Annotated in this window: 15 protein-coding genes; 1 reads left to right on the top strand and 14 read right to left on the bottom strand. The window is 61.9% G+C overall.

Going from position 1 to position 14,712, the window contains the following annotated elements:
* Positions 1–3: 3 nt before the first annotated feature.
* Positions 4–1,350: an ergothioneine biosynthesis protein EgtB gene (egtB, locus tag PSV33_RS19560; RefSeq protein WP_300564392.1), complete on the bottom strand. Its 1,347-nt coding sequence runs from the start codon at positions 1,348–1,350 to the stop codon at positions 4–6.
* Between the two features lie 18 nt (positions 1,351–1,368).
* Complete coding sequence (locus PSV33_RS19565; RefSeq protein WP_300564394.1) at positions 1,369–2,160, bottom strand: sulfurtransferase; 792 nt, start codon at positions 2,158–2,160, stop codon at positions 1,369–1,371.
* A 197-nt stretch (positions 2,161–2,357) separates the two neighbouring features.
* Here PSV33_RS19565 and dnaE point away from each other — a divergent pair, with 197 nt between their 5' ends.
* Positions 2,358–5,864, top strand: a complete 3,507-nt coding sequence (gene dnaE, locus PSV33_RS19570) for a DNA polymerase III subunit alpha (protein WP_300564396.1) — start codon at positions 2,358–2,360, stop codon at positions 5,862–5,864.
* Positions 5,865–5,935: 71 nt separating this feature from the next.
* Here the strand turns inward: dnaE and tolA are convergent, their stop codons facing one another.
* Genes tolA through PSV33_RS19630 form a run of 12 tightly spaced genes read right to left on the bottom strand, consistent with a single transcriptional unit; the run spans position 5,936 to position 14,712 of the window.
* Positions 5,936–6,856 (bottom strand): cell envelope integrity protein TolA, encoded by a 921-nt coding sequence (gene tolA / locus PSV33_RS19575; protein WP_300564398.1) that lies wholly within the window; start codon positions 6,854–6,856, stop codon positions 5,936–5,938.
* Between the two features lie 14 nt (positions 6,857–6,870).
* A complete protein-coding gene (locus PSV33_RS19580) occupies positions 6,871–7,302 on the bottom strand; it encodes a biopolymer transporter ExbD (RefSeq protein ID WP_300564400.1) in 432 nt (143 codons plus the stop codon).
* Between the two features lie 6 nt (positions 7,303–7,308).
* A complete protein-coding gene (gene tolQ / locus PSV33_RS19585) occupies positions 7,309–8,001 on the bottom strand; it encodes a protein TolQ (protein ID WP_300512805.1) in 693 nt (230 codons plus the stop codon).
* Complete coding sequence (locus tag PSV33_RS19590) at positions 7,998–8,528, bottom strand: tol-pal system-associated acyl-CoA thioesterase (protein ID WP_300564532.1); 531 nt, start codon at positions 8,526–8,528, stop codon at positions 7,998–8,000. Before PSV33_RS19590 ends, tolQ begins: the two co-directional genes overlap by 4 nt.
* 13 nt (positions 8,529–8,541) lie before the next feature.
* Positions 8,542–9,738, bottom strand: coding sequence for a pyridoxal phosphate-dependent aminotransferase (locus PSV33_RS19595; protein ID WP_300564534.1), 1,197 nt, complete (start codon positions 9,736–9,738; stop codon positions 8,542–8,544).
* A gap of 17 nt (positions 9,739–9,755) precedes the next feature.
* On the bottom strand, positions 9,756–10,274 hold the full coding sequence (nusB, locus tag PSV33_RS19600) for a transcription antitermination factor NusB (protein ID WP_300564402.1): 519 nt from the start codon (positions 10,272–10,274) through the stop codon (positions 9,756–9,758).
* A 31-nt stretch (positions 10,275–10,305) separates the two neighbouring features.
* Positions 10,306–10,770 carry a 6,7-dimethyl-8-ribityllumazine synthase gene (gene ribH / locus PSV33_RS19605; protein WP_300564403.1) on the bottom strand — a complete coding sequence of 155 codons (465 nt, stop codon included), beginning with the start codon at positions 10,768–10,770 and terminating at the stop codon, positions 10,306–10,308.
* A gap of 2 nt (positions 10,771–10,772) precedes the next feature.
* The gene (gene ribBA / locus PSV33_RS19610; RefSeq protein WP_300564404.1) at positions 10,773–11,885 is read right to left on the bottom strand and encodes a bifunctional 3,4-dihydroxy-2-butanone-4-phosphate synthase/GTP cyclohydrolase II; all 1,113 of its coding nucleotides are present in this window, start codon (positions 11,883–11,885) and stop codon (positions 10,773–10,775) included.
* Positions 11,886–11,888: 3 nt separating this feature from the next.
* Positions 11,889–12,524 (bottom strand): riboflavin synthase, encoded by a 636-nt coding sequence (locus PSV33_RS19615; protein ID WP_300564405.1) that lies wholly within the window; start codon positions 12,522–12,524, stop codon positions 11,889–11,891.
* A 55-nt stretch (positions 12,525–12,579) separates the two neighbouring features.
* Positions 12,580–13,677: a bifunctional diaminohydroxyphosphoribosylaminopyrimidine deaminase/5-amino-6-(5-phosphoribosylamino)uracil reductase RibD gene (gene ribD, locus PSV33_RS19620; RefSeq protein ID WP_300564407.1), complete on the bottom strand. Its 1,098-nt coding sequence runs from the start codon at positions 13,675–13,677 to the stop codon at positions 12,580–12,582.
* Positions 13,678–13,696: 19 nt separating this feature from the next.
* Positions 13,697–14,257 carry a GspH/FimT family protein gene (locus PSV33_RS19625; RefSeq protein WP_300564409.1) on the bottom strand — a complete coding sequence of 187 codons (561 nt, stop codon included), beginning with the start codon at positions 14,255–14,257 and terminating at the stop codon, positions 13,697–13,699.
* Positions 14,245–14,712, bottom strand: coding sequence for a type IV pilin protein (locus PSV33_RS19630; RefSeq protein WP_300564411.1), 468 nt, complete (start codon positions 14,710–14,712; stop codon positions 14,245–14,247). The genes PSV33_RS19625 and PSV33_RS19630 overlap by 13 nt, the downstream gene beginning before the upstream one ends.

The following is a 14,712-nucleotide window of genomic DNA, read 5'->3' on the forward strand; positions in this document are numbered from 1 at the left end:
GTTTTACGCGGCAGCGGAGTCGCGTGCCAGGCGCAGGCCGCTGAACTGCCACTGCGCCTCCGGCGGAAAAAAATTGCGGTAGCTTGCTCGCACATGGCTTTGCGGTGTGGCGCAGGAGCCGCCGCGCAGCACGAACTGGTTGCACATGAATTTTCCGTTGTACTCGCCGACCAGGCCCTCCCACGGCTTGTAGCCAGGATAGGGGTTGTAGTTGGACTGTGTCCACTCCCAGACATCGCCAAACATCTGGGCCGGGTGGCCTGCGCTGCGCTGCTGCAACGGAATCGGATGGTAGGCCCCGGTTTCCACGAAGTTGCCTTCGGCCCGCTGGCCGGGCGGGGCCGGCACACCGCGCGCGGCCAGCTCCCATTCAAACTCCGTCGGCAGGCGCGCGCCGGCCCATCGCGCATAGGCGTCGGCCTCGAAATAGCTGAGGTGACAAACCGGCGTGTGCGGGTCCACCTGGACCAGACCCTGCAGCGTGAAGTTGCGATACGGGCCGTTTTGCGTGTCTGGCACCTGCCAGTACAGCGGCATGGCCGCGCCTGTGGCCTGCGCCCAGTCCCAGCCCATGGCGAGCCACAGCTCGGGACGCCGGTAACCGCCGTCCGCCATGAAAGCCATCATCTCCCCGTTGGTCACCAGCCGATGGCCGATTTCAAACGGCGCCACATACACCTTGTGACGTGGCGTCTCGTTGTCAAAGGCAAAGGCACCGTCCAGCCCTGGGTCGAAGCCATGCTCCAGCAGGCCGCCTTCAAAGCCCGTCCAGCGCAGTGGTTGCGGGCTGATGCCGGCCAGCGGCCAGTGCCCGGCATAGGCTGGCCGCCCCGGATTGAAGGACAGGGCGTGCTTGATGTCGGTCAGCAGCAGCTCCTGGTGTTGCTGCTCATGGTGCAGGCCCAGCGTGAGCAGCGTTTCCAGTTCCGAATCGTTCGGGCGCCGGGCCAGCAGCGCCAGGACTCGCTCATCGACCTCTGCCCGATAGGCCAGCACTTCGTCGAACGCGGGACGACTGATCAGCCCGCGTTTCGGACGGGGGTATTTGTCGCCGACGCCGTTGTAATAACTGTTGAACAGCACCCGGAAACCGGCGTCAAAGGGTTTGAAATCCGGCTCGAAGCGCTCAAGGATGAAGGTCTCGAAAAACCAGGTCAGATGGGCCAGATGCCATTTGGCAGGGCTGGCATCCGGCATGGACTGGAGCTGGCAATCTTCCGCACTCAGAGGGGCCGTCAGTGCCTCGGTTTGCGCACGAATCTGTTCAAAGCGGCTGCGGAGTTTGCTGGCCGAACCGTCTGCAGGCTGGGTGTATTGAGCGGCACGGGAAGAAGGAGAAGGAGAAGGCATGGCGTCCACCGATGGAAGTCAGATGACCGGACAGCTTTTCATGGTTTTCGCTGGCTGCCTGTCAGACAAGACGCCGACATCGACCCTGGGCGCCAGCGCCGGGTTCACCGCCCGGCGATCGTCGAAAACAAAACATTCTCCGTCGAAGTGCGCGTGCCCCACTTCCTCAAAATATTTCAGAATGCCGCCATCGAGCTGGAACACATGTTCCACACTGGCTTCGCGCATGAAAATCGCGGCTTTTTCGCAGCGTATGCCACCTGTGCAGAAGCTGACAACAGTCTTGCCTTCGAGCTCGGCGTGATGCGCCAGCAGGGCCTGCGGAAAATCGGTGAATTTGTCGATGCGCCAGTCGATGGCGTGCCGGAAGGTACCGACGTCGACCTCAAAGGCATTGCGGGTGTCCAGGGTCACGACGGGCCGGCCCGCATCGTCGTGGCCGGTATCGAGCCAGCGTTTGAGCGTCAAGGCATCCACCGCCGGAGCGCGCCCGGCTGCGGGCTGGATCGCCGGGTGGTTCATTCGGATGATTTCGGGCCGGATCCGGACCAGCAGCTTGCGAAACGGCTGGGCGTTGGACCAGCTTTCCTTGACCTCGAGGTCATAAAAGCGCTCATCGCGCCGCAACCACTCCAAAAAGTCATGAATGTCGGCGCGCGGCGCGGCCAGGAACAGGTTGATGCCCTCGTTGGCCAGGAGCACCGTGCCTTTGATGGCGCGGATCTCCAGCGCATCGCGCATCCCGGCCTGTAGTCCGTCCAGGCCTTCGAGGGCCACAAACTTGTAGGCGGCAATGTTCAGAACTTTCATGATGCCGGAATTGTAGGGGGAGGCCTTTAATTCAAGCCGCGGCCCGCGAGGGGCTGGAGCCTGCGGCTCCAAAGCTGCCTGCGCAACTTTGGACGGGCGACAGAGGCGAAGCGTCTCGCAAGCCGCGGCCTGCAAGGCCTCGGGAGTTACACGCAGTGAACGACCGTGGGGGCAACATCCACGCCCTAAAATGAACCATGTTTGTCCATTTACGTATCCACACCGAGTTTTCAGTCGTCGATGGCACCAACCGCATCGATGAAATCGTGGCCGCCGCAGCGGCCGACCGCCAGCCCGCGCTGGCCATCACCGACCTGAGCAACCTGTTTGGCACGGTCAAGTTCTACAAGCAAACGCGCGGTGCCGGCGTCAAGCCGCTGATCGGTGCCGATGTGTGGGTGCAGGTGCCGGGCAAGGAAGCAGGTGCGGCGCCGGCGCGGCTGCTGCTGCTGGTGCAAAACCGCCAGGGCTACCTGAATCTTTCGGAATTGCTGACCCGGGCCTGGACCCGGGGCGTGGTGCGCGACCAGGCCGTCATCAGCCTGGAGTGGCTGCAGGAACTCGGCGAGGGCCTGATTGCCCTGTCCGGGGCGCAGGGTGGCGCGGTAGGGCAGGCGCTGGTGCAGGGGGACGGCCCGCGGGCGCTGGAATGTGCGCTGCATTTTGCGGGTCTGTTTCCGCACCGTTTTTACCTGGAACTTCAGCGCGCGCAACGCGCTGACGACGAGCAGCATGTGGCTGCGGCGGTGCAACTGGCCGCCCGCCTCAAGCTGCCGGTGGTGGCGACGCATCCGGTGCAATTTCTGGGTTACGAGGACTACGAGGCCCATGAGGCGCGCGTGTGCATCGCCGAGGGCGAGATTCTCGGCAACGCGCGCCGTGTTCGCAAGTTCACGCGCGAACAGTATTTCAAGTCCTCGGCGCAGATGGCCGAGCTGTTTTCGGATTTGCCGTCGGCCCTGGCCAACACGCTGGAAATCGCCAAACGCTGCAACCTCAAGCTTGATCTCGGCAAGCCCATGCTGCCCGAGTACCCCACGCCCGAAGTGGACGGCGTACGCATGTCCCCCGACGAATACTTTCGCTACGCTTCTTTTCAGGGGCTGGAAGAGCGGCTTACCCACCTGTATCCCAACGAGAAGGTGCGCGATGAAAAGCGGCCGCAATACGTGGAGCGGCTGGAGTTCGAGATCAACACCATCCTGAAGATGGGGTTCCCGGGTTACTTCTTGATTGTGGGTGACTTCATCAACTGGGCCAAGAACAACGGCTGTCCGGTCGGGCCGGGCCGGGGCTCCGGCGCCGGTTCGCTGGTGGCGTATTCGCTGAAGATCACCGACCTGGACCCTTTGCAGTACAACCTGCTGTTCGAGCGTTTCCTGAATCCCGAGCGGGTGTCCATGCCCGACTTCGACATCGACTTCTGCCAGACCAATCGCGACCGCGTGATTGATTACGTGAAGGACAAGTACGGTCACGCGGCGGTCAGCCAGATCGTGACCTTTGGCACCATGGCCGCTCGGGCCGCGATTCGTGACGTGGGACGGGTGCTCGATTTTTCCTATGGCTTTTGTGATGGCATCTCCAAGCTGGTGCCCAACAAGCCCGGTCAGGCTGTGACCCTGCAGCTGGTGCCCGCCGACCGCAAGAAAAACGACAAGATGGTCTACGCGCTGGAGGCTGAACCGGTGCTGGCCGAGCGTGAGGCCAAGGAAGAAGATGTGCGCACCCTGCTGGAACTCGCGCGCAAGCTCGAGGGCCTGACGCGCAACGTCGGCATGCACGCCGGCGGTGTGCTCATTGCACCTGGCAAGCTCACCGATTTCTGCCCGCTCTACCTGCAGCCCGGCAGCACCTCGGCCGTGAGCCAGTTCGACAAGAACGACGTCGAGGCCATCGGTCTGGTCAAGTTCGACTTTCTGGGTCTGGCCACGCTGACCATTCTGGAGCTTGCGCGCGAGTTCATCGTCCAGCGGCATCCGGCGCAGAAGGACTTCAGGTTCGAGAACCTGCCGCTGGACGACCAGCGCGTCTACGCGCTGTTTGCCGAGGGCAAGACCGAGGCCGTGTTCCAGTTTGAAAGTATCGGCATGCAGCGCATGCTCAAGGACGCCCGCCCGAACCGTCTCGAAGATCTGATCGCGATGAATGCGCTCTACCGGCCGGGTCCGATGGACCTGATCCCGACTTATATCGCGCGCAAGCAGGGCAAGGAAACGCCCGAGTACCCGGACCCGCGCGTCAAGCCCATCCTGGAAGAGACCTACGGCATCATGGTCTACCAGGAGCAGGTGATGCAGACCGCGCAGATCCTGGGCGGTTATTCGCTGGGCGGCGCCGACATGCTGCGCCGCGCGATGGGCAAGAAGGACGAAAAGGAGATGGCCTCGCAGCGGGAGATTTTCCGCAAGGGCGCCGGTGTCAACGGCCTGACGCAGGAAAAAGCCGACGAGGTTTTCGACCTGATGGAGAAGTTCGCCGGCTACGGCTTCAACAAGTCGCATTCGGCCGCTTACGCCTTGCTGGCCTACCACACCGCCTGGCTCAAGCGCCACTACACGGCCGAGTTCTTCTGCGCCAACATGACCGTCGAAATGGGCGACACCGACAAACTCAAGATCCTGTTCGGCGACGCGCAGAAGATGGGCATCAGCTTCGAGTCGCCCGACGTCAACCGGGGTCACTACCGCTTCGAGCCGATCAGCAACACCAGCATCCGTTACGGCCTGGGCGCGGTCAAGGGTACCGGCCAGCAGGCGATTGCCGCCATCGTGGCGGCGCGCGAGGCGGGTGGACCCTTTACCTCGCTGTTTGACTTCTGCCTGCGTGTCGACAAGTCGAAAATGAACAAGCGTACGGTCGAAGCCCTGATCAAGGCCGGCGCCTTCGACAACCTGCAACTGAACCGCGCTTCGCTGCTCTCCTCGGTGGACCGGGCTTTTGAATTTGCCGCCCAGGCCGAGGCCAACGTCAACCAGGGCGGCCTGTTCGACATGGACTCGCATGCGGCCAGCACCCAGGAGCCGCCGCTGGTGGAGGCCGTGCCTTTCGGCGTGAAGGCGCGCCTGGTGCAGGAGAAAACCGCGATCGGCTTTTACCTGTCCGGACACCTGTTCGACGAGGTCGAAACCGAGGTGCGGCAGTTCGTCAAGCGCAAGATCGACGACCTGATTGATTCGCGCGACCAGACCCTGCTGGCGGCCATCGTCAGCGACCTGCGCGTGATCAACGGCAACCGGGGCAAGCTGATCATCTTCAAGCTCGACGACAAGACCGACACGCTGGAAGCCTCGGTGGACGAGGCCACCTTCAATGCCAACCGCAACCTGCTGAAAGACGACGAACTGGTGATCGTGCAAGGCACGTTGCAGCCGGCGTCGGAGCGTTTCGGTCGCCGTTTCAAGGTCACCCAGGTCTGGAGCCTGGAGTCGGCGCGCTGCCGCTTCGGCAAGTATCTGCGCGTGGCGGTCAACGGCAGCGCGCCGGATGTGCAGCGCATCGTGCGGGACTTTCCTCCGCGCAAGGAGATGTCGGAGCAGGGCGAGGTCAGCCGCGGCCTGCCGGTGCGCCTGAGCCTCAAGCGCGACAGCGTGGTGGCTGAGCTGCAGCTCGGCGAGGCTGCGAAGTTTTTTCCGACCGATGCGGCGCTCGCCAGCTGGATGGCGCAGGCCGACCAGGGGCTGGCACAGATTGTCTATGAGTAAAAAATGGCTGCAGCCCTTGCCCTGATTGCGCGGGCAGCTATTTTATTGATAGCGTTTGAGGTGCGTGGCGCTCAATCCTTGGGCCGGAATTCAAGAATCATGGGCGTCGGGACCCGGCCATCCACGTCACGCGGCATGGTTTCGGTGCGGATGATGGCCTTGATCACCGCCTCGTCCCAGGCCTTGTTGCCGCTGGACTTGATCAGGCGCTGGCTGATGATGCTGCCGTCCAGCGCGGTGCGCACCTCGACCTCGGCGGTCGGATTGCCGGAGATGTCGTCGGTGAACACAATGTTGGGTTTGACCTTGGCGCGCACCTTGCCGCCGTAACTGGCAGAAGGGCCGCTGGCTTTTTGTGCCGTGCCCTTGGCGTCGGCGCCGCCGGTGGCGCCGGCCAGGCCCATGGCCCGCTTGATGTTTTCCTGGCGCTGTTTTTCCGCTGCGGCGTCGGCCAGTTTTTTCTTTTCTGCTTCTTTGGCCTCCTGTTTCGCGTCCTGCTTTTTGTCTTCGGCCTTTTTCGCTTCAAGCTTCTTCGCTTCCTCGGCCTTGCGCCTGGCCAGTTCTTCCTTCGCCTTGAGTTCCTTGTCCTTTTTGGCCTGGAGTTCTTTCAGCCGGTCCAGCTCGGCCCTGGCCTTGGCCAGTTCAGCTTCTTTCTTCTTGAGCTCGAGCTTACGTTTTTTCTCCCGCTCAAGCGCAATGTCCACGTCGGGTGCGGGTGGCGGCGGCGGTGCCTTGACCACGGGCTCCGGTGGGGGCGGGGGAGGAGGGGGCGGCGGCGGTGGGGCTTCCACCAGTTTGGGAGCGGCCTCCTGCGGCGTGCTGGACCACAGTTCGGCCTCAAACGAGAGGTCGGGGTCGCTGTGTTTCCAGTTGATTCCCCAGGTCAGCGCACCAATCAGCAACAGGTGAACCAGCAGCGCCAGGCCAAAGGAGCGCAACGCACCGGGTTCGCGTTGCGGCGCAAGGTCGAGGCGGTCGGCGGCACTGGGCATCGATGGGCTTCAGCTCAATTGCCGGTCTGCACAGAGAGACCGACCCGGGCCACACCGGCCCTTTGCAGCCCATCCATGACCTTGACCACGGTTTCGTATTTGATGGATTTGTCAGCGCTGATCACCACCGGCGTGACCTGTTCGCCGGCCGGCACCGCCGGCTGCAGGCGCTTGACGGCGGCACCCACCTCGCCAAGCTTGACGGTTGTCGTGTTGCCCGCCGACTTGATCTGGATGACTTCGTCCTTGCTGATCTCGATCTGGATCGGCTTGGGCGGCTGGCCTGGCGCCTTTCCGACCTTGGGCAGCGCAATCATGCTGGGCGTGATCAGCGGTGCCGTCACCATGAAGATGATGAGCAGCACCAGCATCACGTCAATGAAGGGCACCATGTTGATCTCGCTGATGGTGCGGCGGCCTCGGCCGCGTGAGTTGACTGCTGGCATGGCTGTCTAGTGACCTGAAGGCGAATGGGCGCCCAGGTTGCGCTGCAGGATGTTGGAAAACTCTTCGATGAAGGTCTCCAGCTTGTTGGCGACCCGGTCGATGTCGTGGGCAAAGCGGTTGTAGGCCACCACCGCGGGGATGGCTGCAAACAGGCCGATGGCCGTGGCCACCAGCGCTTCGGCAATGCCTGGCGCCACACTCGACAGCGTGACCTGCTCCAGCGCGGCCAGGCCGGTGAAGGCGTGCATGATGCCCCAGACCGTGCCGAACAGGCCGACGTAAGGCGAGACCGAGCCGACCGTGGCCAGAAAGGACAGGTTGGACTCCACCGCATCCATTTCGCGCTGGTAGCTGGCGCGCATGGCGCGGCGGGCGCCGTCAAGCAGGGTGCCGGGGTCTTCCATGCGGCGCTCGCGCAGCTTCTGGAATTCACGCATGCCGCTGGCGAAAATGCGCTCCATCGGGCCGCTGTGTTTGGCGTTCTGGTTGGCGGCGGCAAACAGGTCGTTCAGGCTGGTGCCGGACCAGAATTCGCGGTCGAACTCGTCGTTGAGCGACTGCACGCGCTTGAGCGAGATGATTTTGCGAAAGATCGCGGCCCAGCTCGCGATCGACACGCCGACCAGCAAAGCCACCACGCCCTGGACCACCCAGCTGGCGTTGAGAATGAGGCTGACAATGGATAAATCCTGGTTCATGTTTTGGCTTCCAGACGATCAAGGATGTTGGCGGGAATTCTGGCGGGCTTCAGGCTGGCGGCGTCGACCCAGCCGATGCGTATCGTGCCCTCACAAATCAATGTAGCCCCCACGCTTTTCGCTACGCGTAATTCGCTGCCCCCCGAGGGGGCTAATTTTCCTAGGGGCGGCCCGTCGGAAAATTGATTTTCGCCGGGATTTTCAAGAGACAACTCTGTTCGCTCTGATTTCAATAGCGCACTTTGCTGGATTATCAAGGACGCACGGCCCTTTTCAGTCAGACGTGCGGTAACAATCAGTTCATCGTCCAGTCGGGCAGGGCGCAGGTAACGAACGCTGGTTTGCGTCACCACGAACATGCCGCCGGTGGACTCACGCAGACGGTGCTGCTCAACGCCCAGTGATCTGAGCCACTCGGTGCGTGATCGTTCAAAAAACTTCAGGTAGTTGGCATAAAACACAATGCCACCCGCATCCGTGTCTTCCCAGTAAACCCGCAAGGGCCACTGGAATGTGGAGGCATCCACGACACTGGGGGCTTCAGCCAAGGACGGCCTCCAGCCGGTTCACGGCCTCTTTGAGTTGCTCCATGGAACTGGCCGTGGAGAAGCGGACGTACTGCTCCGGCGCCATGGTTCCGAAGTCGCGTCCCGGTGTCACGGCCAGGTGGGCGCGTTTCATCAGTTCAAAAGAAAAGTCCCAGCTGCCACTGACGCCCAGGCGGGCCGCAGCGTCCGTGCAATCGGCATAGGCATAAAACGCGCCGTCCGGCATCACCGGCACTGTCAGGCCCAGGCGGTTGAGTTGGGGAATGAAGTAGTCGCGCCTGGCCTTGAACTCGGAGCGGCGCCGTTCGTACTCGGCCAGACTGTCAGGCTCAAAACACGCCAGTGCCGCATGCTGGGCCACGGTGCTGGGGCAGATGAACAGGTTCTGCGCGATGCGCTCAATCACCGGCGCGAGCTCCTCGGGCACCACCAGCCAGCCCAGGCGCCAGCCTGTCATGTTGAAGTACTTGCTGAAGCTGTTGATGCTGATGATGCTTTCGCCCAGGCCATCTCCCATGGCCAGCGCTGTCTGCCCAAAACGTTCCTCGTAACTCAGGCCCAGGTAGATCTCGTCGATCAGCGTGACGCCGCCGCGGCTGTGCACGAATTCATGGATGCGGCGCAACTCGTCCGGCGCGATCGAGGTGCCGGTGGGGTTGGACGGCGAGGCCAGCAGCACGCCACGGGTTTTGTCGGTCCATGCGGCCTGCACCTTGGCACTGCTGAGCTGGAAGCGTTCATGGGCCGTGGTGGGCACCAGCACCGCATTGCCTTCGGCGGCGCTGACAAAATGCCGGTTGCAGGGATAACTCGGGTCCGGCATCAGGATGTCGTCACCGGCTTCTATCAACGCCAAGCAGGCCAGCTGCAGTGCTGCCGATGCGCCGGCAGTGATGATGATGCGGCCGGGCGCCACATCGGCATGGAAGCGCGAGGCATACCAGTGGCTGATGCACTCGCGCAGGCTCTGCAGGCCAGTCGCCTGGGTGTACTGGGTGTTGCCGTCGCGGATGGCGCGGGCCGCGGCCTGCTGGACCAGCGGCGGTGCGGTGAAGTCCGGTTCGCCAATATTCAGGAAAATCATGGGGCGGGATGTATGCGCCACATCCCGGGCCAGCGTGGCTGCGGCCTTGGCAACTTCCATCACGTAAAAAGGTTCGATGCGCTGCGCGCGCCGTGCGATCCGCAGGGTTGTCATGCTGCGCGTCAGGCTTTTTTGTCGGCGGCGACTTCAGCGGCGCGAAAGGCCGGTGCCAGTTTGTGCAGCACACCGTTGACGTATTTGTGGCCGTCGGTGCCGCCAAAAGCCTTGGCCAGCTCGATACATTCGTTGATGATCACGCGGTAAGGCACGTCCAGGCAATGCTTGAACTCGTAGGTACCAATCCACAACACCGCATGTTCAACCGGCGATATTTCGGCCATCTTGCGGTCCAGCAAAGGCGTCACACTGTCATCCAGCGACGCAGCTTCTTCAATACAGCCATGCAGCAGCGCGTCGTAATGCACCGCATCAGCTTTGTGAAAGCCGACCAGGTCGCGGGTGAAGGCGTCAATCGACGACGCTTCGTTGCGTCCCACCAGATGCTGGTACAACGCCTGCAGGGCAAACTCGCGCGCCCGGGTACGCGCTGACTTGTCGGCCGCCTTTTTGACGCCCGTGTCGGTCAGGCCGCTGCGGGTCTGTGGCGGACGCTTGGGTTTGAGGGGGGTCTTTTCAGTCATGGCGCGCCTGGTGGGGGAGGGGAACGGAATATCAGTCAAGTTCGTTCAGCAGGTTGGCCATTTCCACCGCCACGCGCGCAGCATCCCGGCCCTTGTCGGTCTGGCGGGCTTCGGCCTGGGCCATGTTTTCGACGGTCAGGATGGCGTTGGCGATAGGCAGCTGGTAGTCCAGTGCCAGCCGGCTGACCGAGGCGCCGCTTTCGTTGGCGACAAGCTCAAAGTGGTAGGTCTCGCCGCGGATGATGCAACCCAGCGCCACCAGCGCGTCGTACTGGTCGCGTTCGGCCATGGCCTGCAGTGCCGAGGGGATCTCGAGCGCACCCGGCACCTTGACGTGGTGGATGTTTTTCTCCTCGACTCCCAGCGTCAGCAGCTCCTGCCAGCAGGCCTTGGCCAGCGCATTGGTGATGCTCTCGTTGAAACGCGCCTGGACAATGCCAATCGTGAGTTTCCTGCCGTCCAGCTTGTCGGCCGTACCTTTTTCTGCACCAAACACGGTTATTCCTTTTTGTTGGCAATGTAGCCAGTGATCTCGAGACCGTAACCCGTCATGCTGGGCATGCGGCGCGGGTTGCCCATCAGGTTCATCTTGTGCACGCCACACTCGCGCAGGATCTGCGCGCCCACGCCGTAGGTGCGCAAGTCCATGCGGCCTCGCTCGGGGGCCTGGCTGGCGCGTGCCGTGCCTTCGAATTGTTCAAGCAGCTGCGCCCCGCTTTCGCCGCAATTGAGCAGCACCGCCACGCCTTTGCCCTCCCTGGCAATATGCGTCAGGCTCTGGTCCAGGCTCCAGGAGTGCATGGAGCGGCCGGTTTCCAGCGCGTCGAGCACCGACAGCGGCTCATGAACTCGCGCTGCCACGGTGTCCTCGGGTGACCATTGACCCTTGACAAGCGCCAGGTGCAGGCCCTGGCTGGTCTTGTCCTTGAAGGCATGCGCGGTGAATTCGCCAAAAGCGGTCTGCAGTGTCCGTGTGCCGATTTTCTCGATCAGCGAATCATGGCGGCTGCGGTGTTCAATGAGGTCGGCAATGGTTCCGATTTTCAGGCCATGTTCGGCGGCAAAAACCTGCAGGTCGGGCAGTCGGGCCATGGTGCCGTCGTCTTTCATGATCTCGCAGATCACGGCAGCGGGTGAGCAGCCCGCCATGCCAGCCAGATCACAGCCGGCTTCGGTATGGCCGGCGCGCATCAGCACGCCGCCGTCGACAGCCTGCAGGGGAAAGATGTGACCGGGCTGCACCAGGTCGCTGACTTGGGCATTTTTGGCGACGGCGGCCTGCACCGTGCGGGCCCGGTCTGCCGCGGAGATGCCGGTGGTCACGCCCTCGGCGGCCTCTATCGACACCGTGAAGGCGGTGCTGTATTTGCCGCCATTGCGGGTGGCCATGGGCGGCAACTGCAGCCTCTCGCAGCGCTCGCGCGTCAATGTCAGGCAGATCAGGCCGCGGCCGTAACGGGCCATGAAGTTGATGGCCTCCGGGGTCACGTGGTCTGCGGCGAGCACCAGGTCGCCTTCGTTTTCGCGGTCTTCTTCATCGACCAGGATGACCATGCGGCCGGCCCGCATGTCGGCCACGATGTCTTCAACAGGGGAGATGGCAATGGTCATGGTTCAGTTTTTCTTTCCGTCCTGGAGCATGCGCTCCACGTAACGCGCAATCAGGTCAATTTCCAGGTTCACCTGCGATTGTGGTCGCAGATGGCCCAGTGCTGTGTTTTGGACCGTGTGGGAAATCAGGTTGATGCTGATTTCGCAGCCGGCCTGGCTGCCTTCGAGATCGGTGACGCGGTTGACGGTCAGGCTGACGCCATTGATCGTGATGGAGCCCTTGTAGGCCAGGTACTTGGCCAGTTCGCGCGGGGCGCGGATGCGCAGCTCCCAACTTTCACCCACCTGGGCGAAATGCGTGACGGTGCCGATGCCATCGACGTGGCCGGCGACGATGTGGCCGCCCAGCCTGTCGTTGGCGCGCAGCGCCTTTTCAAGGTTGATCGGGCCGGGTTCTGTCAAGCCACTGGTTTTGGCCAGCGACTCGGCCGATATTTCGATCAGGAACTGGTTTCTGGGAAGATCGAGTGCAGTGACGGTCATGCAGGCGCCGTTCAGCGCAATGCTGTCGCCCAGGCCCACGTCGTCGAGGTAGTCCGATGGCGCTTCGATGGTGAGTCGCTTGCCATGGTCCAAAGAGCTGCCCAGGCTATGGATGGCGACGATGCGCCCCACGCCGGTGATGATTCCGGTAAACATGGCGCTATTTTCGCAGAGATTGCGGGCGGCCATGGGCCGGGCCGATAAAGCAGGGCTAAAAGAGGTCGCTTCCCCTGACTCTGGCCACGATACGCAGATCGGGGCCCAGGCGGTCGGTCGAGCGAAACTCAAGGTCCACCACCTGCGAAAGCTCGGTAATCGGTCCGAAACTGGCCATGCCGCTGCCCTGGCCTATCAGTTTGGGGGCCAGGTAGACCACAAACTCATCGACCAGAGCTTCACGGATCAGTGACCCGTTGAGCTTGTTTCCGGCCTCGACGTGGACTTCGTTGACCTCGCGCAGCGCCAGGTCGCGCAGCATGGCCGCCAGGTCCACCTTGCCGCCGTTGCCTGGCAGGTAAACGACGGTGGCACCGCGCGCTTCAAGGGCTGCCTTTTTGACATTATTTTGCTCCGCAGCGTAGATGTACAGAGCGCGACCAGCTATGAAAAGATGAGCATCCAGCGGCGTCTCCAGCCGGCTGTCTACCACCACCAGATGCGGCTGGCGCGGGGTGTCAACCAGACGCACATCAAGGCGCGGGTTGTCTTGAAGCACGGTGCCAATGCCGGTGAGCACGGCGCAGGAGCGTGCGCGCCATGCATGGCCATCGGTGCGGGCTGCGTCGGACGTGATCCACTGGCTCTTGCCATTGTCCAGCGCCGTCTTGCCATCAAGCGAGGCCGCCACCTTCATCCGCACCCAAGGCGTCTTCCGGATCATGCGACTGAAAAAACCGATGTTCAGCTCACGCGATTCCTCCGCACCCGCCCCCACTTCGACTTCGATCCCGGCAGCCCGCAGGCGCTCGAAACCCTGGCCGGACACCAGCGGATTGGGGTCAGCAATCGACGCCACCACTTTTTTGATGCCGGCCGCAATGAGGGCATCGCAGCAAGGACCAGTTCGACCATGGTGCGAGCAAGGTTCAAGGGTGACATAGGCGGTGGCACCTTGTAGCGAGTGGCCTCGCGCTTCTGCGTCCTGCATGGCCACGATTTCGGCGTGGGGGCCGCCAGCGCGTTGGGTGTGGCCTCTTCCCAAGATACGGCCGTCAGCGGCAGAATATATGGCACCAACCCGGGGGTTGGGGGAGGTCAGGAGCAAGGAGTCCCGGGCAAGTGCAAGCGCTTCAGCTATGAGTATTTTCACCTCATCATTGTCGCGCGTTCTAATCCGAACTGGCACAGCCGTCGTTGCCCGGTACGCTGCTACAAATTCGTGTGCGTCCTGTGACGGATACCTTTATGCCTTTTCGGAGCTCACTGCTAGGGAGTGAATTGGACGAAAATACAATCCGGCCTGCATTCCGGCCCACAAGAAAACCGCTGGCGTCGAACGCGACCAAATTGCCGACTGCCGAATTGAGAGCAACCTCATACACCAAGACACCGTCGGCGACAGCAGGGACTGTAGTGACCAAGGTGTCAGTACCTTCAGTGTAGACCTTGTCTTTATCCACATCTACATAAATACGCCAGCCTTGACCCCAGTCGGTATCCACAACTGGCTGAACGACTGCCTGCTGGTTGTTCTTGATGGCTTCGCTGCGAGCCTGCATTGCGGATGCCATGAGATCGCTCGCGGCCAAGCTAAGCTTCTGCCTCGCAATAGTGCGTTGGAAACTGGGTGCGGCCAAACTCGCGATGATGGCAAGTAATGCAAGGACCACCAGTAGCTCAATCAAAGTAAACCCGCGGACTTTCCCGGAAAACGGGCTCACGGCCAGCATTGCTTTTCACCTGTGACTCGAGTTGTTCCCTTGAATGTGCAGCCCTTGTCTCCGTTGCTTGTGAAGTAAAGCATGCTGACCGGATCGTTGCCGGAGCGCATGGTTCCCTGCAGTTCAACACACTGGTTGAGCGCCACGGTCGTGGCGCCACTGACACACTGGACGGCTGCTATACCACATGCACTTTTTTCCAGTGTATCGCCGGAGAAGGCTTTTGTTTTCGCTGTTGCCGCACCATCCGTGAACCCAACATACTGGTTGAACTGGCTGTAGTATCTTTCCTGCTGTTGCATGGATTGCAACAAGGCGCTGCGACACTCGGCTCTTCTTCCCTTTCGAATCTGGTCGGTATAAGCCGGGTAAGCTACGGCCGCCAAAATGCCGATGATGGCGACTGTGATCATTAATTCAATCAAGGTGAATCCAGCCGCATTTCTTCGTAAATGTTGGTACAT

The organism is Polaromonas sp. (assembly GCF_029945895.1).
In the GTDB taxonomy this organism is placed as follows: Bacteria; Pseudomonadota; Gammaproteobacteria; order Burkholderiales; family Burkholderiaceae_C; genus Polaromonas.

What these genes read in the sequence shown, in the direction of transcription:
- egtB (WP_300564392.1), bottom strand. Translation starts at nt 1,350, where the DNA reads ATGCCTTCTCCTTCTCCTTCTTCCCGTGCCGCTCAATACACCCAGCCT.
- PSV33_RS19565 (WP_300564394.1), bottom strand. Translation starts at nt 2,160, where the DNA reads ATGAAAGTTCTGAACATTGCCGCCTACAAGTTTGTGGCCCTCGAAGGC.
- dnaE (WP_300564396.1), top strand. Translation starts at nt 2,358, where the DNA reads ATGTTTGTCCATTTACGTATCCACACCGAGTTTTCAGTCGTCGATGGC.
- tolA (WP_300564398.1), bottom strand. Translation starts at nt 6,856, where the DNA reads ATGCCCAGTGCCGCCGACCGCCTCGACCTTGCGCCGCAACGCGAACCC.
- PSV33_RS19580 (WP_300564400.1), bottom strand. Translation starts at nt 7,302, where the DNA reads ATGCCAGCAGTCAACTCACGCGGCCGAGGCCGCCGCACCATCAGCGAG.
- tolQ (WP_300512805.1), bottom strand. Translation starts at nt 8,001, where the DNA reads ATGAACCAGGATTTATCCATTGTCAGCCTCATTCTCAACGCCAGCTGG.
- nusB (WP_300564402.1), bottom strand. Translation starts at nt 10,274, where the DNA reads ATGACTGAAAAGACCCCCCTCAAACCCAAGCGTCCGCCACAGACCCGC.
- ribBA (WP_300564404.1), bottom strand. Translation starts at nt 11,885, where the DNA reads ATGACCATTGCCATCTCCCCTGTTGAAGACATCGTGGCCGACATGCGG.
- PSV33_RS19615 (WP_300564405.1), bottom strand. Translation starts at nt 12,524, where the DNA reads ATGTTTACCGGAATCATCACCGGCGTGGGGCGCATCGTCGCCATCCAT.
- PSV33_RS19625 (WP_300564409.1), bottom strand. Translation starts at nt 14,257, where the DNA reads ATGCTGGCCGTGAGCCCGTTTTCCGGGAAAGTCCGCGGGTTTACTTTG.
- PSV33_RS19630 (WP_300564411.1), bottom strand. Translation starts at nt 14,712, where the DNA reads ATGTACCAACATTTACGAAGAAATGCGGCTGGATTCACCTTGATTGAA.